18 protein-coding genes and 1 riboswitch are annotated in these 20,935 nt (G+C 59.0%); of the genes, 9 read left to right on the forward strand and 9 right to left on the reverse strand.

Going from position 1 to position 20,935, the window contains the following annotated elements; all coding sequences use genetic code 11:
• Positions 1-4 precede the first annotated feature (4 nt).
• The 3 genes from AB5Y81_RS19540 to AB5Y81_RS19550 all read right to left on the reverse strand — a co-directional run bounded on the left by AB5Y81_RS19540 (position 5) and on the right by AB5Y81_RS19550 (position 3,823).
• Positions 5-2,449 carry a fimbrial biogenesis outer membrane usher protein gene (locus AB5Y81_RS19540; protein ID WP_279485098.1) on the reverse strand — a complete coding sequence of 815 codons (2,445 nt, stop codon included), beginning with the start codon at positions 2,447-2,449 and terminating at the stop codon, positions 5-7.
• Between the two features lie 80 nt (positions 2,450-2,529).
• On the reverse strand, positions 2,530-3,192 hold the full coding sequence (locus AB5Y81_RS19545) for a hypothetical protein (protein ID WP_017780357.1): 663 nt from the start codon (positions 3,190-3,192) through the stop codon (positions 2,530-2,532).
• A 58-nt stretch (positions 3,193-3,250) separates the two neighbouring features.
• Complete coding sequence (locus AB5Y81_RS19550; protein ID WP_010635658.1) at positions 3,251-3,823, reverse strand: common pilus major fimbrillin subunit EcpA; 573 nt, start codon at positions 3,821-3,823, stop codon at positions 3,251-3,253.
• A 601-nt stretch (positions 3,824-4,424) separates the two neighbouring features.
• Here AB5Y81_RS19550 and AB5Y81_RS19555 point away from each other — a divergent pair.
• The 3 genes from AB5Y81_RS19555 to AB5Y81_RS19565 are packed head-to-tail and all read left to right on the forward strand — an operon-like array spanning position 4,425 to position 8,638.
• Complete coding sequence (locus tag AB5Y81_RS19555) at positions 4,425-5,048, forward strand: response regulator transcription factor (protein ID WP_017780358.1); 624 nt, start codon at positions 4,425-4,427, stop codon at positions 5,046-5,048.
• Between the two features lie 2 nt (positions 5,049-5,050).
• Positions 5,051-6,046 carry a transporter substrate-binding domain-containing protein gene (locus AB5Y81_RS19560; protein WP_279485099.1) on the forward strand — a complete coding sequence of 332 codons (996 nt, stop codon included), beginning with the start codon at positions 5,051-5,053 and terminating at the stop codon, positions 6,044-6,046.
• Positions 6,047-6,055: 9 nt separating this feature from the next.
• Positions 6,056-8,638, forward strand: coding sequence for an ATP-binding protein (locus tag AB5Y81_RS19565; RefSeq protein WP_341536321.1), 2,583 nt, complete (start codon positions 6,056-6,058; stop codon positions 8,636-8,638).
• Positions 8,639-8,677: 39 nt separating this feature from the next.
• Here the strand turns inward: AB5Y81_RS19565 and AB5Y81_RS19570 are convergent, their stop codons facing one another.
• Positions 8,678-9,118, reverse strand: coding sequence for a hypothetical protein (locus tag AB5Y81_RS19570; RefSeq protein WP_017766465.1), 441 nt, complete (start codon positions 9,116-9,118; stop codon positions 8,678-8,680).
• A 173-nt stretch (positions 9,119-9,291) separates the two neighbouring features.
• On the opposite strand from AB5Y81_RS19570, the gene AB5Y81_RS19575 reads away from it, so the two are divergent.
• The 3 genes from AB5Y81_RS19575 (at position 9,292) to AB5Y81_RS19585 (ending at position 12,990) form a co-directional block, all read left to right on the forward strand.
• A complete protein-coding gene (locus tag AB5Y81_RS19575; RefSeq protein ID WP_279485100.1) occupies positions 9,292-10,965 on the forward strand; it encodes a sensor histidine kinase in 1,674 nt (557 codons plus the stop codon).
• Entirely contained in the window at positions 10,959-11,690 is a 732-nt protein-coding gene (locus AB5Y81_RS19580) for a LytTR family DNA-binding domain-containing protein (protein ID WP_005306995.1), read from the forward strand. The genes AB5Y81_RS19575 and AB5Y81_RS19580 overlap by 7 nt, the downstream gene beginning before the upstream one ends.
• 109 nt (positions 11,691-11,799) lie before the next feature.
• Positions 11,800-12,990 carry an MFS transporter gene (locus AB5Y81_RS19585; protein ID WP_279485101.1) on the forward strand — a complete coding sequence of 397 codons (1,191 nt, stop codon included), beginning with the start codon at positions 11,800-11,802 and terminating at the stop codon, positions 12,988-12,990.
• Positions 12,991-13,064: 74 nt separating this feature from the next.
• On the opposite strand, the gene AB5Y81_RS19590 is transcribed toward AB5Y81_RS19585, so the two are convergent.
• From AB5Y81_RS19590 to AB5Y81_RS19605, 4 genes are all read right to left on the reverse strand, one after another.
• The gene (locus tag AB5Y81_RS19590) at positions 13,065-14,189 is read right to left on the reverse strand and encodes a 5-(carboxyamino)imidazole ribonucleotide synthase (protein ID WP_279485102.1); all 1,125 of its coding nucleotides are present in this window, start codon (positions 14,187-14,189) and stop codon (positions 13,065-13,067) included.
• The gene (purE, locus tag AB5Y81_RS19595; RefSeq protein ID WP_005306988.1) at positions 14,186-14,695 is read right to left on the reverse strand and encodes a 5-(carboxyamino)imidazole ribonucleotide mutase; all 510 of its coding nucleotides are present in this window, start codon (positions 14,693-14,695) and stop codon (positions 14,186-14,188) included. The genes AB5Y81_RS19590 and purE overlap by 4 nt, the downstream gene beginning before the upstream one ends.
• 63 nt (positions 14,696-14,758) lie before the next feature.
• Entirely contained in the window at positions 14,759-15,061 is a 303-nt protein-coding gene (locus tag AB5Y81_RS19600; RefSeq protein ID WP_005306985.1) for a hypothetical protein, read from the reverse strand.
• A 4-nt stretch (positions 15,062-15,065) separates the two neighbouring features.
• Positions 15,066-15,992 carry a sodium-dependent bicarbonate transport family permease gene (locus AB5Y81_RS19605; protein ID WP_026141428.1) on the reverse strand — a complete coding sequence of 309 codons (927 nt, stop codon included), beginning with the start codon at positions 15,990-15,992 and terminating at the stop codon, positions 15,066-15,068.
• Positions 15,993-16,103: 111 nt separating this feature from the next.
• Here AB5Y81_RS19605 and AB5Y81_RS19610 point away from each other — a divergent pair, with 111 nt between their 5' ends.
• The 3 genes from AB5Y81_RS19610 (at position 16,104) to murI (ending at position 20,049) form a co-directional block, all read left to right on the forward strand.
• Positions 16,104-17,006, forward strand: a complete 903-nt coding sequence (locus AB5Y81_RS19610; RefSeq protein ID WP_010635666.1) for a LysR family transcriptional regulator — start codon at positions 16,104-16,106, stop codon at positions 17,004-17,006.
• Between the two features lie 35 nt (positions 17,007-17,041).
• A riboswitch (cobalamin riboswitch) is annotated at positions 17,042-17,220 on the forward strand.
• 51 nt (positions 17,221-17,271) lie between these two features.
• On the forward strand, positions 17,272-19,149 hold the full coding sequence (locus AB5Y81_RS19615) for a TonB-dependent receptor (RefSeq protein WP_279485104.1): 1,878 nt from the start codon (positions 17,272-17,274) through the stop codon (positions 19,147-19,149).
• Between the two features lie 105 nt (positions 19,150-19,254).
• On the forward strand, positions 19,255-20,049 hold the full coding sequence (gene murI, locus AB5Y81_RS19620) for a glutamate racemase (protein ID WP_005306974.1): 795 nt from the start codon (positions 19,255-19,257) through the stop codon (positions 20,047-20,049).
• 18 nt (positions 20,050-20,067) lie between these two features.
• Here the strand turns inward: murI and AB5Y81_RS19625 are convergent, their stop codons facing one another.
• Positions 20,068-20,562, reverse strand: coding sequence for an RNA-binding protein (locus tag AB5Y81_RS19625; protein ID WP_279485105.1), 495 nt, complete (start codon positions 20,560-20,562; stop codon positions 20,068-20,070).
• Between the last annotated feature and the right edge of the window lie 373 nt (positions 20,563-20,935).

The following is a 20,935-nucleotide window of genomic DNA, read 5'->3' on the forward strand; positions in this document are numbered from 1 at the left end:
GCCATCAACCTCTTGCCATGGCGTAAGTGGGCAGGCCGCGACAGATCACATCACCTACCCAGGCGGCACCGCTCTGCTGTGCCAGATCAAGTTCTGCCTCACAGAATTCGTTGCCGTGTTTAAAGCTCAATACCGGATTGGCCTTGTCCACATCCAGTGAAAACTCGCCGGTCTCATTGGTCACTGTGGTACCGATATGGTTGTCGATCCTGGCGTTGGCGATCACGCTGCCATCCTCGGCGCGGATGATGCCAAAGACGGTGACCATCTCCTTGATCGAGCGGGTTGCATCCAGCTTGGCCACGTTGCCGGGAAACAGGGTATAGCGCTGCTTGCCGGTGTTGATGTCATAGCTGTCTTTGGTCGTCTTGCTGTTGAGCAGCTCCACTTCGTATTCCTGAAAGGGGGAGAGGGAGACAAAGGTCTTGCTGCCTTCCAGCGAGAACTCCTGGCCGTTGATCTTGGCGAGCATCTTGCCCTTCTTGCCGATGCCGGTATCGATCAGCAGGCCCGAGCCGGAGCGGTTCTGGCTGGAAGCCAGGATTTCATCCCCCGTGGTGATGACAGAGCCACGTGCAACCAGGTTGCCGTTCACGTCGCCCCCATGGTTGCGACCCAGGGTCAGGGTGCCGCCCGTCACGCTGTTTTCGAAGCCAAGGGTGCCCGAGAGAGCCAGATCTTTTTGTTCCGCACCACTGATGACTTTGGCGCCGTTGAGTGTTGCCGTATTGATGAAACCTTCCATGCGCCGCTGATAGCTGAGATTGGCCGTGGTGTGCCCTTCTTCATTGCTGCTCATGCCCAGACTGAACAGGTTGTCGAACGGGATTGAGTAGTCCAGTGTCAGGCTCTTGTTGTTGAACCCGCTCAGGGTCGCGCTGCTGCTTTGCAGGCTGGTGCGCAACGACAACTGGCCATAACGGCCGGAGTAGAGGCCCTGGTAATAGTCGATATAACTGCGGTCACTCCCCTGTTCGCGGTCGTGCGTGGTGTTGAACGAGAGGTTGCCCAGCTTGTCATGCCAGCCGCTCAGGTTGATGCTGACGCCGGCGGTATAGAGATCCAGGGCCGCCATGGTCAGCTTGTTGCCCCTGTTGAGCTTTTCTTGACTGAGCCAGAGCGAGACGTTGTCGTGTACCTGTGCCGTTACGCCGGACGAGACTCGCCAGGAGGTATCCGAGGCCAGCATCCCCTGCAGCTGGGTACTGATTCTGTCGGTCAGTTGCCAGCTGGCCTGGCTCTCGCTGACCAGGGCATCCTTGAAGCCATAGCCAGTCAGAGTCAGGTTGGTGGTGTCGAAGGTACGAGCCAGCGACAGCCCCAGCAGGGGAGAGCGGGTACCATCCAGGCTGGCTTCAATCAGTCCGCCCCATGACTGCCAGCCCCACTCCTGGTCGAAGCCCAGGTTGTTGTTGAGTTTGGTGACGCGCTGATTGCTGGACTCTGTCATACGACCGTCGATATGGACCTCGACCGTGACGCTGTAGGAACCATGAGGGAAGCGGCTGGTATCGATCTTGTGATTGCCGATAGAGAAATTCTGCAGGCCGATCAGCTTGCCATCCCGATAAACCCGGACCTCGCCTGCCGAGGGCATGAAAACCTGGACAGGAGTGGTGGACTCGCTCTCGTTGATGGTGCGTGAGCGCGCCTGGTTGCCGTAAGAGAGCCCGTAGATCCGGCCGGCGTTCAGGGCTGATACGCCCCCCAGGGTCTGGAGATCCCAGGTCGATACCATGCCGGTCGCAAAGCGGCGATCTTCGATATCCCGCTCATACATGGCGCGATAGAGTGAGCCGCTCTGGTTTGTTTCCCCCAGATTGTAGAGAGAGCCATCAAGATCCAGATGGTGTTCGCTGTACCCCACCAGACTGTTGAGCTGGGCGAAGTTGGTGCTGGTACTGCCCGCCTGGTGGCTGTTGGCAAAGGAGTAGCCCAGATTGTAACGGTTGACGCTGGTCAGTGTTTCAACGGTGGGGGTCAGGCTGGTCTTGGCCGCGCTGATGCGTTTCTCACCAAAGGCGGCCTTGGTGACCTGTATGGTCAGCAGCATGGCGATCAGATCGAGCTGCAGGGTGGCGCTGTCGTTGATGACCAAGCGTCCGTCGCTGGAGAAGGTACGCAGCTGATTCTGTTGCAGCAGATCCACCAGCTCCTGGCGCAGGGCTACTTCGCTCTGTCCCTGATTGAAGTCCAGGTTGAGCAGATGCAGGGCGCCGTCCCGCAGGATCAGCGTGGCGTTGCCGATGGACTCTTCGGTGGTGGTATCGAGTGCCAACGCCTGATCCCGGTACTGCAGTCTGACCGGTACGGCAATGCCTTCTGCCAGTGCGCTGGCAAAGCTGGCAGGAATGATGACGTTGGCAATTTTCAGTGGTGCTGCTGCGCTGGCCGAGGTTGACATCACGATCAGCAATGAGGCTGGCAACAGGCAGGCTTTTTTCAACATATCACACACCATGGTTTCAAATTTCGGCAAAACAACACCGCCACTCGACCGGGTGGTGGGGTAGTACCAGCACATAAGGGTTATTTGATGACGACGAATTCCTGGCCCAGCCAGAGGCCGACATGGCTCTTTGGATCGCGAAGGTCGACCTGGCGGAAGTGACGCTGTTTACCCGGCAGGTCGTAATAGGTTTCCTTGCACTGCTCCTGGCGCTGTTTCAGACAGGTGCCATAGGCCACCGTGCGGTATGAGGCGTTCCCTTTGTTGATCAGAACGTTACCCTGCAGAAGGTAATCAAACTTCTGCTGGCGTGGCGTGACCACCAGGATGGTGCCTATCTGGGCCGAGGTCGTGGCGATGGCTTGGCGGCGATCATTGCGCTGGTCGTCCATCGACAGTGCTGTATCCAGCCAGCGGATACGGTAATAACGCTCCTTGCCATCCTGCGGGCCCTTGTAAAAGAACCGCACGTTGTTCTTGGCGTTGGCAGGCAACATCAGCCGGCTCGGCGACAGCATGAGTTCGCCGTCCACCTCCATAGGCATCTCTTGTCCGCCCTCCTCCGGGGAGGAGATACGCGTGACCGTAATGGTGACCAGCCTGGCCTGATCGCTGGCGTTCTCGATCTCTTTGGCGACATCCTGACTGCCAGCATCAATAAAGGTGGTTACCGACCCGACGTTGATCGCCTGGCTTGTTCCGGGGATAAACAGCATCCATGCCAACAGCATCTTCGGGTTCATGTCATCTCCTGTGAATACAAAGGGCCCCGCAGGGCCCCGAGTGATATGTGTCGAGGTGTCAGGCCCAGTTGGCAACGAATTCGACGTTGACCTCACCGCTCCACAGGCCATCGGGCAGAGCTTCAAAGGTGGCTGTGCTGCCGTTGGCGGTCGCACTCTCAATGTTGAAACTGAAGGATCCCTGCGCCGTGGTTCGTTGGGTGTCTTCCTTGAAACCTTGGGCTATGGGAGATAGGTTGCCGCCACTGATGCCTGCCGCCGTATCGATCAGGGTGGTGTAGGCCGTGGTGCTGACCGGTGCACCGCCCCACAACACGCCCACATCGACGGTGGAGTTACCACCCAGATGGTTCAGGGTGCCATTCAGCTTCTTGGCTTTCAGGGTAAAGGAGGTCGCGCTGGCATCCCCCTTGATGGCAACATCGAACAGGCCATTGACGGTGTTGAACCCCTTGATCCCCTCGGCATACTGGAAGGAGAGGCTGGAGAGCGGAGTGACAACCAGCTCGGAGGTGGTGTCTTTTTTGGCGGTTGCCTGCCAGGTGGCAACCGCGGATGCTTCAACGGCAGCCTGAGCTGTGGCGGCAAAGCCCAGACCAGTCACTGCCAGTGCAATCAGAGTCTTTTTCATCTTGATATTTCCTACACATTTCCTGATAGGGGGCGTTTAGCCACCCTTTTGATTTCACGCACCCGGGGTGCGTCCGCTTTCCATCTTGCCGGACTTGTTTGTCCAGACGGCTTTGCCAGTTGCCGAAGCATAAAGCTCCATCAACCAGCTCATCTTTTCGTCAATCAAGATAGCGGCCCGACCTGTTTGGATCGATCTAATGCTGTGTAGGAAAAGTCTTAAAAGATGGTTATGACCTGCAACTTAAAATAGACCTTGTTCCCATGATGAGCATGGGGGTTTATTTTTCTTATGATTTTGATTTTTAAGTATTTTGGTGCTTACCTTAACCAGATGAACCGGTGCGTTGGTGGGTTATCTCAGATGAGATTGAAGTGCTGGAAATAGTGCAAGCCAAAATAGAGATTCAAAGGAATATATCTGTTTGTAAGTGTCTGATGATTATATGTAAAAAGGCATAATTAAATTTGTTTATAAGTAATGAAACCCGCAATCCACAGATGTGTGTAACATATCATTAATATTTAAGTGTCATATGGTACACGCACTGATTTTGTAGTTACTATATGCAGAATCAAACGGGTTAAGGATAGGTAACTATATGGCAAAAATATTAATAGTCGATGACCATCCAGCGATAAGAATGGCCGTTAATATTTTATTGAAACAGGCGGGTCATCATATTCTGGCAGAAGTTGATAATGGTGTTGATGCTATCTCTTTAGCTAGAAAAAATAAACCTGAGATGGTTGTTCTAGATATAGGAATCCCCAGGCTGGATGGTATAGAGGTCATCAAGAGGTTGAAGGATATGGATCCCGCCATCAAGGTGGTAATATTATCTGGACAAGCTACACATCATATTATGGTACGCTGCCTACAGGCTGGTGCGGATGGATTCATATCCAAGCTTGATGACCTTTCATTATTAAATGCCGCCCTTGATAAAATAAAAAAAGGTCAGCTCTATTTTCCTCGAGATATTATTGCTGGAGCCAGGCATGCCCACGAGGTGGATCGTGCTGATCTGCTGTCTACACTCTCTGACAGAGAGATGAGTGTCCTGCTTTTGATATGCCAGGGGCACACCAACAAGCATATTGCCGAAAATATGTTACTCAGTGAAAAGACAGTCAGTACATACAAGACCCGGCTCATGCAAAAACTTAATGTAACTAACATGGTTGACCTGATCAGTCTGGCCAGGCGCCAAGAGTTGTTGTGAGCATGATAAAATTTTTCACGACCATACTGGTCAGCCTTTGTACATTCTGTTCCTTTGCCCATGAGCTGGAGACAGAGCTGCTGCACATCTATGCGCGCAATGATAGCGAGTATCTCGAGAAACGGAGCCTGCCTCTGCATGCGGAAGATTGGTTGTGGCTGAGAAATCGTGGTCGACTGCTGCTCGGAGTACCCAGGCCAGACAATCCCCCGATGGATATCACCTTGCGTGCCAATGCCTATGAAGGGGTCACTGCCGACATAGCCGGTATGTTGAGCCACCTGTTGCATGTCGAGATCGTCGTAAAGACCTATCCCTCTCGCGCGGCGGCCATTGATGCGCTCAAGAGGGAAGAGATCGACTTGCTGAGTACCTCAAATTCCTATGAGGAAGAGCAGCAATTATTACTGACTGATAAATATATGCCGGATGATCCAGCCATATATAAAAACATTCACGTAAAGGAGCGTGATATAAGAACGGTGGCCATCCCGGAGTATTATCTGCCAGCCATAGATATAATGCGATACTTGCCTGATGTTAAAATAAAGATATATCCCTCTCGTTATAGTGCGTTATCTGCAGTGGCATATGGCCAAGTCGATGCCGTCATGATAGACATGATTTCTGGTAATTTCATCGTCAATAAGTTTTATCAGGATAGCATTCAGTTATCTAGACCATTATATATTGATACGCATGGTTTTTCGTTCTCCCTTGAGAAAAAAAACCAGCGCCTCAGGAAAATATTGAATATTGCCTTGGGTGAAATATTTGATGGTAAGCGTGAAGAAATAGCCAAACGTTGGAATGGTGGCGGCTTATCGATAGGGGCCCGCAAGGTTGGGCTGACTAGTGAGCAGTGGGCCTGGTTGGGCCAGCAGAAAAAAGTCCGGATTGCAGTCAACAGCGGGGTGCCGCCACTCAGCTTCCTCGATATCAACGATACCTTGCATGGTGTCGTTGCCGATCTGCTACAGGTTTTGAGAGCCAAATAGGGCATCGAAATCGAAGTGGTGCCGGTCAAAACACCAAAGCAGATGCAGCAACTGCTGGATGGCGGGTTGGTGGATGTTGCCGTGTTGAGCCCGTCTGCGGAGCGTCGACATCGTTATCTGTTCAGTCGCGCTTTTGTGCTTGATCCCCTGTCATATGTGGTTGGTATACAGCATGAGGCGAGCCCGCCAGAGACGCTGCTGAGGTCCGGCACCGTCGCCATGATCCGGGACTTTATCTCGGAGCAGGCCATCGCGGAGAGATATGGCAAGCTGGCCACCAGGCAATTTGACCGGATTGAGGATGCCCTGCGATGCGTGGCGACCGAGCTCTGCGATGTAGCCGTGTTGCCGTTGCGGGTGGCCAAGTACTACATCAACAGCAAGTTTCCTGACAGCCTGCTGATAACGGGGGAGTTGTTTGATTCTATTCCGATAGGTGCGGCCTTTGCCGTTGCTCCCGATCGTCAAATATTGCGCGATATTCTGGACAAGGTGATCACCATCATACCGCCGGATGAGTTGGAAGGGCTGTCCAACCGTTGGCGCGTGAGCTCCCAGCAGGAAGCGATTACTTGGCAGGAGTTTGTGCGAGAGTTTGCGGTGTTCATTGTATTGGTGCTGCTGTTGACCATCTGGGTCAGTCTCTGGGGCCTCTCTTTACACAAACAGGTACGCCAGCGTCGGGTTGCCGAGATGGCTTTGAGTGCTCAGCTCAAGTTCATCGAAGACCTGGTGGATGGAACGCCCCATCCCATTTATGCCCGGGACAGGGAGGGCAGGCTGATTCTCTGCAACAGCAGTTATGCCGGTTTCTTCGGCGATGAGAAACATCGCTTGCTGGGGTCGAGTATGGAGGAGGATTGTCGGCGCTGGCCCTTTATGGCCCCTCTGTTTGAGGACCTGAGCACGGCTCGTGTGGTGCGTTGCACTCATCAGGGCGATCATCGCCTGCCCATGCCAACTGGCGCCGTGGATGTCTACCATTGGGTGCAACCTTATTATGACTTGGAAGGTAATGTACAAGGGGGGATTGGCGGCTGGATCGATGTCAGTGAGCGCCAGCGTTTGCTGGATGAGCTGGCTCTGGCCAGCCAGGATGCCCAGGAGGCCAATCGAGCCAAGTCGACTTTTCTGGCAACCATGAGTCACGAGATCCGCACTCCCATGAACGCAATCATAGGGTTGCTGGAGCTGACTCTGCGCCGTGGCAGGTTGCATGAGGAGGACAAGTCGTCGCTCACCATTGCTCATGGTTCGGCCAATGACCTGCTCAGTTTGATTGGCGATATTCTCGATATTTCAAAAATTGAATCGGGCCGACTCGAACTGATGCCTGAGCCCCATGACATTGTTGCGCTGACCGGTGCTGTCGTCACCGTCTTCAATGCATTGGCCAGACAGAAAAATCTGCAACTGGAGTTCGTCGCCGACGATCCCCGTTGGGTGCAGATCGACGGCCTTTGCTACAAGCAGATCCTCTCCAACTTGGTCAGCAATGCCATCAAGTACACGGAACAGGGATCGGTGCAGGTCGAGTTGCAATCAAAAACCAGCGATGGATGGTGCACCTTGTATCTGGTGATCAGGGATACGGGCATCGGGATCGCGCCTGCGGAGCAAGCCAGGCTGTTCCAACCCTTTGGCCAGGCCAGCCAGCCAGAGCACATCCAGCGCTCCGGCACCGGACTTGGGTTGATGATCGCTCGCTCTCTTTGTGAATCCATGGGGGGCTCACTGCAGCTTGAGAGTGAGCCTGGACGCGGTACTTGCATCAGCATAGAGATGAAATTGCCACTGGCTGTCGCACCTGAGCAGGAGTCGGCCGTGGATGTGGTGGCTGTAGCCGAGTACAGCCGACGGTTGCGGGTCATGATAGTGGACGATCACCCTACCAACCGTCTGTTGGTCAGCCAGCAACTGGCATACCTCGGGCATGAGGCCACGGCTGCTGAATCGGGTGCCGAAGCGCTGGCACTGTTTGCCCACACACCTTTTGACGTGATGATCACCGACTTCAACATGCCCGGCATGAATGGTTTCGAATTGACACGGCAATGCCGGGGGTTGGAGCAGGACACTGGCGCTCATCGTTGTCTTATCCTCGGGCTGACGGCGGATGCTCGCCAGGAGCAAGTCAGTGAGGGGCTGGCAGCCGGCATGGACGACTGCCTGTTCAAGCCGGTCGGGCTGGAAGAGCTTGAGCGTTGTCTGTGCCGACATATACAACGGGAAGAGCAGTCCAGAATTGTCAGTTGCATGCAGGGAATAAAGCAGAGTCTCGGGCCATTGACCGGTAACCAGCCCGCGTTGATGCAACCCTTGCTGAGTGAGTTTGTGCGTGCCAGCGACGATGATCTGCTGGGTTTGCAGCAAGCGGCTGAAGCTGATGATCTGGCTGGTTTTCTGGATTATGTCCACCGGCTGAAGGGGGGGGCCAGGATCATGGGAGCGATGACACTGGTTGCCGTGTGTGGCGAGATAGAATCTGGCGAACTGCAACGACAGGGGTTGCCGACGGCCTTACTGCAGTTGCAGCATGCCTATGGCATTGTCAGACAGGCCATGGTGCGAATGCAGTCCGAACCGGGGTAAATAAAAATGAAGGCATGTTCAACATGCCTTCATGGAGGGTCAACCGTGCCAGTAGACCAGCAGCTCGTAGGCGGCTTCACCGGTTTGATCCGGTTTGGCGGCCGGGGCCTGATAGCTCAGGAAGTAGCGGGTGGCCTGGGTCAGGGGCTGGGCATGGTGTCGTGGCAGTGACTGGCCATTGAGCGCCAGCTTGAAGTCGGCGCCTGCCTGTGCGGGCAAACTGGCATACAGGGTACGTGCCTGCAATTGGTAAGTGGTGTTGAAATCAGGATTGCTGAGGTTGATGGCTTCGGTCTGGATAGGGTTGGCTGTGGAAGCGGAATTGACGGGTTGTTGGCCCGGGTGGGTGAGCGAGATTTCCATCCCGCTACTCTTGCTGGCGGTGGCGGGCCAATTGAGCTGATAGGTTTGCGTGCCGGCCTGAGCAGCCATCGCGCAGCAACCAGCCAGTAGTGCCACCAGAACTCCTTTCTGAGACATATGATTATCTCCTGGATATCGAGGTTACCCCGCTGCAAGGGGGTCACTCATCTATCGACCCGTCAGCAGCAAAGCTTAATCTGGAACCCACTATTCGGAATGAGCTGACACGGGATACGGGGTATGATCCCTCGCCTTGTCCTCCCTTTAGTCATAGATACGGAATCCCTGTTTTGCTCGAAAATCAGATGATGTTGTTGGCGGTGTTCGAACGGGCGGCGCTGATGCTGATGACCCTGTTCTTCCTGACCCGTACCCGGCCGTTCCAGCGGCTGTTCCAGAAGCGGGACCACACCCCGGCCGAACTGGTGCTGGTGGCCTCCATCTTCTGCCTGTTCGCGGTGTTCAGCACCTATACCGGCATTCCGGTGGAGGGGGCCCTCATCAACGTGCGGATCATCGCCATCATCTCGGGCGGCATCCTGTTCGGCCCCTGGGTCGGCATTCCGGCCGGGGTTATCTCCGGCCTGCACCGCTACCTCATCGACATGGATGGCCACACCTCGATCCCGTGTCTCATCGCCAGCATCATCGCCGGCCTGCTGGCGACCTGGCTGCACCTGCGCTGCCGCAAGTCGCGGCTCTGGCTGTACGGCATCTTGGCGGGGATGGCCTGCGAGGGGTTGACCATGCTGCTTATCTGGCAGCTGACCGAGCCCCATGCAGTGGGGGTGGAGATCGTCAGCCACATCGCCTATCCGATGATCGCCGGGGCGCTCTGCATCGGTCTCATCATCAAGCTGGTGCAGGACCTGGATGACGAGAAGGAGCTGATCGCCGCCAAGCAGGCCAAGCTGGCGCTGGACATCGCCAACAAGACGCTGCCGTTTTTCCAGAACATCGATCGTCACTCCCTGAGCCAGGTGTGCGGCATCATTCGCAGCGAGATCAGCGCCGATGCGGTGGCCATCACCGACACTCGCGACGTGCTGGCCTATGTGGGGGTGGGCAAGGATTACTACGAGCTGGACGAGCACCACGCCATCAGCGCCATGACCCAGCGGGCGGTGCTGCTGGACCAGATCATCATCAACAACGATCTGCGCCAGTACCATCTGGCCGATTTCCACTCGGTCATCATTATTCCGCTGCGGGAGAACGGCGCCGTCAGCGGCACCCTCAAGATCTACTACCGCCGCACCCACAGCATCACCAGCTCCCTCAAGGAGATGGCGGTGGGCCTCTCCCAGCTCATCTCCACCCAGATGGAGGTGTCGCGCATCGAGCAACTGAAAGAGATGACCCGCAAGGCGGAGTTCACCGCACTGCAGAGCAAGATCAACCCGCACTTCCTGTTCAACGCCCTCAACGCCATCTCGTCGTTGATCCGCATCCGCCCCCAGCAGGCGCGCCAGCTCATCGCCAATCTGGCAGACTACCTGCGCTACAACCTCAACAAGGGGGACACCCTCATCGACATTCAGGAGGAGCTGCAGCAGGTGCGCGACTACGTGGCCATCGAGCAGGCCCGCTTCGGCGACAAGCTGGAGGTGGTGTTCGAGGTGGACGACGTACACATTCAGGTGCCGAGCCTGCTGTTGCAGCCGCTGGTGGAAAACGCCATCCTGCACGGCATCCAGCCCCGCAGTGCGCCGGGCAGGGTCACCATCGAGGTGAAACAGCTGGCGGGCGGCATTCGGGTCGCGGTGCGCGATACCGGTTACGGCATCAGCCAGGCCGTGATCGACGGGGTCGCCGCCGGGCGGGTGGAGAGCCGCAGCATCGGCCTGATGAACGTGCATCAGCGGGTCAAGCTGCTCTATGGCGACGGCCTGCACCTCAAGCGGCTGGAGCCGGGTACCGAAGTGAGTTTCTATCTGCCGGATCAGGAGTCGATGCCATGCTGAAAGCCATCATAGTGGAAGATGAATACCTGGCCCGCGAGGAGCTCATCTATCTGGTAAATCAGCACAGCCAGATCGAGATAGTGGCTAGCTTCGAGGATGGGCTGGAGGCGTTCAAATACCTGCAGGATCACGAGGTGGACGTGGTGTTTCTGGATATCCAGATCCCCTCCATCGACGGCCTGCTGCTGGCCAAGAATCTGCACAAGTCGAGCCATCCGCCCCACATCGTCTTCGTTACCGCCTACAAGGAGTTTGCGGTGGAGGCGTTCGAGCTGGAGGCGTTCGACTACATCCTCAAACCCTACAACGAGCCGCGCCTCATCAGCCTGCTGCAAAAGCTCGAGCTGGCGGGCAAGTCGCAGACGGGGCAGGGGAGCGAGCCGGGCACGCCACACAATCGCACCGTCAACCTGGTGAAGGGGGAGCGCATCATCGTCACCCCCTGCGAGCAGATCTATTACGCGGAAGCCGACGAGAAGCTCACTCATGTCTACACCCGCGATGACCGTTACGTGATGACCATGACCCTCAGCGAGTTCGTCAGCCGGCTGCCCGCCGAGGGGTTCTTCCGTTGCCACCGCTCCTACTGCGTCAACATCAACAAGATCCGCGAGATAGTGCCCTGGTTCAACAGCACCTATCTCATCCGGCTCCATGACTTGCCGTTCGAGGTGCCGGTCAGCCGCAGCAACATCAAGGCGTTCCGTCAGCTGATGCGGCTCTGATTGTCATTCATTCCCGCCGATCTGCATTTCATGCCTTAATCGGTCGGCGGGAGTGGCGTCTTGCCTATAGTGGCCCCAGTTTCCTTAAGGCCATTGACCGAGACGCATCATGACCAGAGAGATGAATCGCACCCGCTACCTCACCCTGTTGGGGACCATCATCACCCAGTTCGCGCTGGGATCCGTTTACACCTGGAGCCTGTTCAACGCCCAGCTCTCCGACAAGCTGGACGAGCCGGTGAGCCAGGTCGCCTTCGCCTTCGGCCTGCTCAGCCTCTCGCTGGCGGTGGCCTCCTCCCTGGCGGGCAAGCTGCAGGAGCGGTTCGGGGTGCGCAACGTCACCCTGGGCGCCGGCGTGCTGCTCGGTATCGGCTTCTTCCTAACCGCTCACGCCAGCAACCTGGCGATGCTCTACCTCTGCGCCGGCATCCTGGTCGGTTTTGCCGACGGTACCGGCTACCTGATGACCCTCTCCAACTGCGTGAAGTGGTTCCCGGAGCGCAAGGGGCTCATCTCCGCCTGCTCCATCGGTGCCTACGGCCTCGGCAGCCTGGGCTTCAAGTACATCAACCTGCTGCTGCTCTCAAGCAACGGCCTTGAGACCACCTTCCAGCTGTGGGGGCTGATCGCCATGTCCATGGTGCTGGTGGGTGGCATGCTGATGAAGGATGCGCCCAAGCAGGCCGCCGCCGTGCAGCAGAGCGAGAGCCGCGACTTCACCCTGGCCGAGGCGATGCGCAAGCCCCAGTACTGGATGCTGGCTCTGATGTTCCTCACCGCCTGCATGAGCGGTCTCTACGTCATCGGCGTGGCCAAGGACATCGGCGAGAAGATGGTGGGCCTGCCGGCCGTGGTCGCCGCCAACGCCGTTGCCATCATCGCGATGGCCAACCTGGGCGGCCGGCTGGTGCTGGGTATCCTCTCCGACAAGATGTCCCGCATCCGGGTCATCACCATCGCCCAGCTGATTACCCTGGCCGGGATGGCACTGCTGCTGTTCGTGCCGCTCAACGCCAACCTGTTCTTCGTGGCAGTGGCCTGCGTGGCGTTCAGCTTCGGTGGCACCATCACCGTCTACCCCTCGCTGGTGAGCGACTTCTTCGGTCTCAACAACCTGACCAAGAACTACGGCGTCATCTATCTGGGCTTTGGTCTGGGCAGCATCATCGGCTCCATCGTGGCCTCCCTGTTCGGCGGCTTCATGGCGACCTTCAACCTGATCCTGGTGTTGCTGGTGGTGGCCCTGGTGCTCTCCCTCACCATCCGCCTGCCAGCGCCGGTATCGGTCGAGCGGGCCTGATCACCTTCTTACCGCAGCAAGCAATGAAAAGACCCGGGCCAGGCCCGGGTCTTTTTTTGTGCGCGACTCAGAGCTCAGCGTGGCGGCAGCCCCAACAGCTGGCGCACCCGCTGGCAGGTCTCTTCCACCGTTGGCCAGTCGGCGGCGGTGATGGTGACATGGCCCATCTTGCGGCCGGGGCGGGGTTCTCCCTTGCCGTAGAGGTGCAGATGCACGCCGGGCAGTGCCAGCAGGGCGGCCCAGTCTGGCGTGCCGTTTTGCCAGAGATCCCCCAGCAGGTTGAGCAACATGGCGGGGCGCACGGCGATCCGGGCGGGTAGCGGCAGATCGCACAGGGCGCGCACCTGCAGCTCGAACTGGCTGCACTCGGCGTTGTCGAGGCTGGGGTGGCCCGAGTTGTGGGGGCGGGGTGCCAGCTCGTTGACCAGCAGTTTCCCTGCCACCAGGAAGAACTCCACCGTCAGCACGCCGACGTAGTCGAGGGCGGCGATCAGCTGTTCGGCGATGTGTCTGGCGTCGGCCTCCAGCGCCGGCATGTTGGCCGGGGAGCGGGTCTGATCCAGAATGCCGCCGCTGTGCCAGTTCTGCACCAGCGGCAGGGCACCGATGGCACCGCTCGGGCTGCGGGCCAGGGTCAGGGAAAATTCCCCTTCCAGCGCCAGCCGCTGTTCCAGCACGCAGGGGACGCCGCTTGCGGCCAGCGCGGCCGGCAGCTGGTCGGCGGCCTGAATGGTCCACTGGCCTTTGCCGTCGTACCCCTCGCGGGCGGTCTTGAGGATGGCGGGGAAGAGGTGATCCGGCAGCTCGGGCAGCGGCTCACCCGGCTGCAGCGTCTGGTTGGGGGCGACCGGGATGCCGGCTCTGCTCAGGAAGGCCTTCTCTTCGCGGCGATCCTGACAGATGCGCACGGCACCGGCGGCCGGTCGTACCGGCTGGTACTGCTCCAGCAGGGCCAGGGCGGTGGCCGGCACGTTCTCAAACTCGCAGGTGACGGCGGCGCAGCGGCTGGCCAGATCGTGCAGTGCGGTCGGGTCGTCATAGGCGGCAACAATATGGTGATCGGCAGCGGCGCCGGCGATGCTGGCAGGGTCGGGATCCAGCACCACCACCTTGTAGCCGAGGCGGTGGGCGGCCATCACGAAGTAGCGGCCCAGTTGGCCGCCCCCCAGCATGCCGAGGGTGGCGGGTGGCAGTATCATGCCGGGTCCTCCAGCGTGAGGGCCAGCACCCGGTCGCGTTCGTTGGCGCGAAAACCGTCGAGCTGCTGCTGGTAGCGGGGGGCATCGCCGTCTTGCGCGACGGAGAGCAGGGAGACCGCAAACAGGCCGGCGTTGGCGGCCCCCGCCTCGCCGATGGCGAAGGTGGCGACTGGCACTCCCTTGGGCATCTGCACGATGGAGAGCAGGGAGTCCATCCCCTTGAGCTGGCGGGTCGGGATGGGCACACCCAGCACCGGAAGGGTGGTCTTGGCGGCCACCATGCCAGGCAGATGGGCGGCGCCGCCAGCCCCGGCGATGATGGCGCGCAGGCCGCGCTCACGGGCGCTGGCGGCATATTCGAACAGCAGATCCGGGGTGCGGTGGGCCGAGACCACGCGCGCCTCATAGGGGACGCCATGCTCCTTGAGGATGCGGGCGGCGGCCTGCATCACGGGCCAGTCGGAGTCGGATCCCATTACCAGGCCGATCAGGGGAGGGGTATTCATGGCTGATGACTCCTTGCAGTCAAACGTTTGTCTCTGGGTGGCAAAAAGAGCCGGCAAGCCGGCTCAGAATTTTTCGGGTCGCACGATTTCGACCGGTTGCAAAAAGGCGACCATGGCATAGTCGGGGTAGTAGCGACTCTGCAGGTGGGCGAGCAGGCGCTCCGCCTGTTCGCGGCTGCAGATCGCTTCCAGCCGGATGTTGCCGCTCTCGCTCCAGCTGGCGTTGCGCTCACCGTGGTCGCCGCGCCCTCTGGCATCCGTGATGGTGTAGCCGCGTAGCCCCTCGCGGGTGAGGGTGCGCAGCAGGGTGGGTTCCAGGTTCGCTTCCGTGATGACGGTGAGCAGGGTACGGATCTCGGTCTGCATGTGGCTACTCCGTGAAGTGGCGGGCCCAGCTGTGGTAGAGCGGGATCCCCAGCATGATGTTGAACGGGAAGGTGACCCCCAGCACGGCGCTGAGCGACAGGCCCGGATTGGCCTGAGGCACGGCGATGCGCATGGTGGCCGGCACGGCGATATAGGAGGCGCTGGCTGCCAGGGTGGCCAGCAGGGTCAGGCCACCCAGGGAGAGCCCCATCAGCTGGCCGATCACCAGGCCGAGGCCAGCCGAGGCGAGCGGCATCAGCAGGGCAAAGCCGAGCAGGAACAGGCCATGGCGGCGCAGGTCCTGGCACTGGCGGGCGACGATGAGGCCCATCTCCAGCAGGAACAGCGCCAGCGCCCCCTTGAACAGGTCGACAAACAGGGGCTTGAGCGGGGCAATCCCGTCGGGACCGGCGAGATAACCGATGGCCATGCCGCCCAGCAGCAGGGTGACCCCCTTGCCGAGGAAGGTTTCATGGGCCAGTCGGCGCCAGCGGGTCTGCCGGCTCACTCCCTGGGCCAGTACGATGCCGACCAAGATGGCGGGGATCTCCATCACCGCCAGGAAGATGGAGAGCTGGGATTCGAAGCTGATGCCGCGCTCGGTGAGCCAGTTCACCCCGACCGCAAAGGTCGCCACGCTGACCGAGCCGTAGTGGGCGGCAGTGGCGGCGGCATCGACCCGGCTCATCTTGAGGCGTAGCACGGCGAACCCGGCCAGGGTCTGCAGCATGCCGAGCAGGATCACTAGCGCCAGTTGCGGTAATAAGGGTTGCAGGGATTGCTGCGCCAGACCGACGCCGCCCTTGAGGCCGATGGCCAGCAACAGAAAGAGGGAGAGAGTATCGTAGAGCGCGGGCGGTAGCTTGAGCTCGGAGCGCACCAGACCGGCCAGCAGGCCAAACAGGAAAAAGAGTACAACAACATCCAGCATGGGAGTTCGCAGGAGGCAATTCACAGGGTGGTTGCATGCTAGAGTGCAAGATGTTTCGATAAAATCAGATTTTGATTGATGATTGTTCGGTAGAAACTGATAAGGGACCCGATGCTCAACTATAAACAGCTCTATTACTTCTGGCACGTGGCGCGCAGCGGTAGTGTGACGCGGGCCGCCGAACAGTTGCACCTCACGCCGCAGACCGTCAGTGGTCAGGTGGCCGAGCTTGAGCTCTCCCTCGGGGTGGCGCTGTTCAACCGGGTGGGGCGGCGGCTTGCCCTGACCGCCGCCGGTCGCCAGGCGCTTGAACAGGCTGGCGCCATCTTCTCGCTCGGCGCCGATCTCGAGCATACCCTGCGCCATGCCAGCCAGGAGCTGACCATGCAGGTGGGGATCGCCGACTCAGTCCCCCGTACCCTGGCGTTCGAGCTGCTGGCGCCTGCCATGGCGCTGGCCACCCCGCTGCGCCTGGTGTGCCATGAAGAGCGGGCGGAACAGCTGTTCAGTGAGCTGGCCAGCCACAAGCTGGACATGGTGCTGATCGATCGCCCGCTTCCCCCCGACAGCGGGGTGCGCGGCTACAACCACGAGCTGGGGCGCAGCCCGCTGGCGCTGTTTGCCAGCCCCGAGCTGGCTGCCCGGGCACGGCAGGGCTTTCCCGCCTCCCTCGAAGGGCTGCCGCTACTGATCCCTGGGGAGAAGTCGGCGACCCATGACAGCCTGCTGGCCTGGTATCGGCAGCAGGGCATTCATCCTCATCTGGTCGGCCAGTTCGATGATTCGACTCTGATGAAGTCGTTTGGCAAGGCGGGGATGGGGATCTTCCCGGCGCCGCTGGCCATGGCCGAGGAGATAGCACGGCTCTATGGTGTCGAACGGATTGCAACCCTGACCGAAGTGACGCTCTCCTACTATCTGGTGTCGGCCGGTCGCCACCTCTCCCATCCCGGTGTGCAGGCGGTGATGGCAGGGGCGAAGCAGCGATTGGCGGCATTGGGTGGCAAGAAATAGAAATCTGGATGGCTATACATCCACCTCTGCTCTGCCTATAATCCCTGCGCTTTGGCGCATCATGCTTAATAGGGAATCCGGTGAAAATCCGGAGCTGGCGCGCAGCGGTAAGGGGGAACGAAGCGACATCAGGGCACTGCCATCGGGTGGGAAGCCGTCGCCGTAGGCCATCAGCCCCCCAGCCCGAAGACCTGCCAAAGTTCGTATTTCGGGCCGAGAGAAACCGGCCACGAAGTAGATGCTTACGCGAACTTAAGGATCTCTCATGTCCAAGAAATTATTGGCGGCTGCCCTGTTGCCAACGGCGGCCTTTGCCCAGCCACTGACCATCCCCGTCAACCCCACCATGGTGGTGACCGCCACCCGTGTCGCCCAACCTGCCTCCAGCGTGCTGGCTCCCGTCAACGTGGTGACCCGTGACGAGATCGACCGTCTGCAAGCCCAGACCGTGACCGATGTGGTCAAGACCCTGCCCGGCGTGGAAGTGGTGAGCAATGGCGGCCGTGGCCAACTGAGCTCGCTGCGGGTGCGTGGCGGCACCTCTTCCCAGACCCTGGTGCTGGTGGACGGGGTGCGTAGCGCCTCCCTGACCGCCGGGATGACGGAGCTCAACAACCTGCCGCTCAATCAGGTGGAGCGCATCGAATATATCCGCGGCGCGCGTGCCACTATCTATGGTTCGGATGCCATCGGCGGGGTGATCAACATCATCACCCGTCCCGACCCCGCGACCAACAAGCACAAATTCAATGTCGGTGCCGGCTCCCACAAACAGCGCCAGGCAGCCTTCAGCAGCGCCAGCCAGATCGGTGAAGCTGGCCAGCTCAAAGTTGCCGGGGGCTTCGATGACGAGACCGGCTACAACGTCCACCCCATCGCAGGGGTGAACGATGGCGACAAGCACGGTCACCGGGGCTATAACGCCATGCTGGACTATCAGCATGCGCTGACCGGCAACTGGGATCTGTTCGGCACGACCCGCTGGTTCCGCAACATTGCCCAGTACGACCGATCGTCCGCCGCTTCTGCCTGGGGCCCGGCCTACCATCAGCGCAACGAAACCTGGACCGAGAATCAGAGCTACCAGCTGGGGTCCCGTTATCACGACGAGCGTTACCTGAGCGAACTGCGCGGTGCCTTCTCCAAACAGGATGCCTACGACTACCCGGACAGCAGCGGCCGCGATCAGGCCACTGACCGGCTCTATACCCGTCAGTACACCCTGAACTGGGTCAACAACGTCAAGCTGGACGAGAACTGGACCCTGGGTGGCGGCGCCGACTGGCAGCGCGACATGCTGGATGCCAGTTCCCGCTCCTCCGGCACCGCCTTTCCGAGCGATGCCGACGAGCGCGACAACACCGGGCTCTATGCTCTGGCCCAGTTTGACAACCAGACGTGGCAGGCCGAGCTGAGCGGTCGCAGTGACGATAACAAGCAGTTTGGTCGTCACAACACCTGGCAGACCGGGGCTGGTTGGCGCTTCGCGGAGGATTATCGCCTCAGTGCCCGTTACGGCACCGGCTTCCGCGCCCCCTCCTTTAATGACCTCTACTACCCGAGCTCAGGCAACCCTGACCTGAAGCCGGAAGAGTCGAAGAGCCGCGAGCTGATGCTCGATGGCCAGACTGCCGGCGTCGAGTGGCGTGTGACCGGTTATCGCAACGACTTCGAGCAGATGATCCAGTGGGCGCCCACTAATCCGAGTGATCCCAACAGTTTCTGGAGCCCTCAGAACGTTGGCAAGGCGCGGATCGAAGGTATCGAGCTGGAAGGGGAATTTGACACCGGCTGGCTGAGCCACCGGGTCTCTGCCGAGTACAAGGATCCCAAGGACAAGGTGACCGACAAACAGCTGCAGCTGATCTCCCGCAAGGGGGCCAAGTGGGTGACCCAGGCACAGTGGCAGCAGTTCGATGGCTCCCTGAGCTGGATCTATCAGGGCGAGCGCTATGGCGATGCGGCCAACACGACCCAGCTGGGGGGCTACAGTGTCTGGAACCTGGCAGTGGGTTATCAGGTCGCGCCTTCCTGGAAGGTCTCCGGCAAGATCAACAACCTGCTGGACAAGGAGTACCAGACTGCGGTGGGCTACCCGGCCGACGAGCGTGCCTATTACGTGACGGTCGACTACTCACTCTGATCCCGACCGTGATTGTATAAATGAGGGGCCCCGCCATTGGTGGGGCCTTTTCTATTGGCGGTGGGCGGGAGTATGATCGCCGCCTTGCACCAAAGGGGAGCTCAAGTGGCCAATATTCTCGTGTTCGACTCCGGTATGGGTGGGCTGACCATCTACCGCGAGATCCGCCGCGCATTGCCGGCACACAACTATCTCTATTGCTTCGACAACGCCAACTTCCCCTATGGTGAGCTGAGCGAGCCTGCCTTGATTGCTGCCTGCACCCGACTGGTCACTACCATGGTGGCTCGTCATCATATCGATCTGGTGGTGATCGCCTGCAACACCGCCAGCACCATAGCGCTGCCTGCCCTGCGCGAGGCTCTGGCTATTCCCGTGGTAGGGGTGGTGCCTGCCATCAAGCCCGCGGCCGCGCTCACCCGCAACGGTTGCATCGGTCTGCTGGCGACACCGGGTACCGTCAGCCGTGAATACACCCACGAGCTCATCGCCCAGTTTGCGCCGGGCAAGCGGGTGCTGCTCAAGGGGGCGACCGAGCTGGTCATCGAGGCCGAACGCAAGCTGGCGGGTCTGCCGGTCAATATGGCGCTGTTGCGGGAAGTGCTGGCGGACTGGCTGGAAGGGGAAGAACACCCGGATACCCTGGTGTTGGGTTGTACCCATTTCCCGTTGCTGGATGAAGAGATACGGCAGCTGATGCCTGCGTGCCAACTGGTGGATTCCGGCAGTGCGGTTGCCAAACGGGTGGCTCACCTGTTGACTGGTTTGGTCACGACACCGACGCGGATGGAAGATGTCGGGGGGAGCGCCTATTGCACCCGGCTGGATGCCCAGACCCAGAAACTGACAGCCCCCTTGCAAGCTTGGGGGCTGTCATCTCTCGAAGAGGTCAGGTTCTAACAAACGATCGGTTGCCGATCAGGCGTCAACCTCGTTGCCTTCTCGTTCATCTTTATCCCGCTTGTCATTGGCTTCGCGCACCTTGAGAGTGCGCTGCTGATACTCCTTGTCGTTGAGCGCTGCGATCGCCTTGGCGGCGTCCGCAGCAGGCATCTCTACGAAACCAAATCCTCGGCGCTTGCCGGTGGCCTTGTCCTTCATCAGACGAACAGAGATAACCTGGCCCTGTTCGGCAAACAGTTCACGCACGGCTATCTCATTGGCACGGTATGGCAGGTTGCCTACATATAAGGTGCAGGTCTCCTGATTGGAGGTCTGTTCAGTGGCGCCGGCGGGCGCTCGGTTGTTGAGGAACAGCGGTACCACGAAACCGCCGATGGCCAGACCCACAGCAAAAATCACTTCGGCTTTCAAAGAAAATTGCAGTGCCTGGGCAACCAGATAACCAACCAGTGCCAACATCAGGGCAAGGATGGCTGCCTGCACATAAACGGGAAACTTGGATAAATTCATCTTTAAAGACCTTTTGTAAATGAAAGCAAAAAAGGTGCAACACTCTATTCACCTCCATGGTAACCAGCTTTCCAGCCGGGCGCTACCATGGACCATTCGGGACACATTATCCGTTCCAGTATGGCATCCCTTGCGGGAGGAAGACCCACTTAAATGATGATAAAAGGGGTCTGAAATCATTGGGTTGTGGATAACATTGTATATATACACTGAGTAAGCTGTTTCTAATTGGATAATTTGAGATTTCCGTGACTTTCTTCAAAAAAAGCCTTGTCATCGCGGCGCGCCTCCCTATAATGCGCCCTCACCAGCACGGCAGAACACGCCAACCTGATGAGCTCGCTTCCTCGTGAAGCCAGCGCCGAAAGAAAAG

The organism is Aeromonas sp. s2 (genome assembly GCF_040907935.1).
GTDB lineage: Bacteria > Pseudomonadota > Gammaproteobacteria > Enterobacterales > Aeromonadaceae > Aeromonas > Aeromonas dhakensis.

Coding starts and splice junctions, on each gene's coding strand:
- AB5Y81_RS19540 (WP_279485098.1), bottom strand. CDS start 2,449: ATGTTGAAAAAAGCCTGCCTGTTGCCAGCCTCATTGCTGATCGTGATG.
- AB5Y81_RS19545 (WP_017780357.1), bottom strand. CDS start 3,192: ATGAACCCGAAGATGCTGTTGGCATGGATGCTGTTTATCCCCGGAACA.
- AB5Y81_RS19550 (WP_010635658.1), bottom strand. CDS start 3,823: ATGAAAAAGACTCTGATTGCACTGGCAGTGACTGGTCTGGGCTTTGCC.
- AB5Y81_RS19555 (WP_017780358.1), top strand. CDS start 4,425: ATGGCAAAAATATTAATAGTCGATGACCATCCAGCGATAAGAATGGCC.
- AB5Y81_RS19560 (WP_279485099.1), top strand. CDS start 5,051: ATGATAAAATTTTTCACGACCATACTGGTCAGCCTTTGTACATTCTGT.
- AB5Y81_RS19570 (WP_017766465.1), bottom strand. CDS start 9,118: ATGTCTCAGAAAGGAGTTCTGGTGGCACTACTGGCTGGTTGCTGCGCG.
- AB5Y81_RS19580 (WP_005306995.1), top strand. CDS start 10,959: ATGCTGAAAGCCATCATAGTGGAAGATGAATACCTGGCCCGCGAGGAG.
- AB5Y81_RS19585 (WP_279485101.1), top strand. CDS start 11,800: ATGACCAGAGAGATGAATCGCACCCGCTACCTCACCCTGTTGGGGACC.
- AB5Y81_RS19590 (WP_279485102.1), bottom strand. CDS start 14,189: ATGATACTGCCACCCGCCACCCTCGGCATGCTGGGGGGCGGCCAACTG.
- purE (WP_005306988.1), bottom strand. CDS start 14,695: ATGAATACCCCTCCCCTGATCGGCCTGGTAATGGGATCCGACTCCGAC.
- AB5Y81_RS19600 (WP_005306985.1), bottom strand. CDS start 15,061: ATGCAGACCGAGATCCGTACCCTGCTCACCGTCATCACGGAAGCGAAC.
- AB5Y81_RS19605 (WP_026141428.1), bottom strand. CDS start 15,992: ATGCTGGATGTTGTTGTACTCTTTTTCCTGTTTGGCCTGCTGGCCGGT.
- AB5Y81_RS19610 (WP_010635666.1), top strand. CDS start 16,104: ATGCTCAACTATAAACAGCTCTATTACTTCTGGCACGTGGCGCGCAGC.
- AB5Y81_RS19615 (WP_279485104.1), top strand. CDS start 17,272: ATGTCCAAGAAATTATTGGCGGCTGCCCTGTTGCCAACGGCGGCCTTT.
- AB5Y81_RS19625 (WP_279485105.1), bottom strand. CDS start 20,562: ATGAATTTATCCAAGTTTCCCGTTTATGTGCAGGCAGCCATCCTTGCC.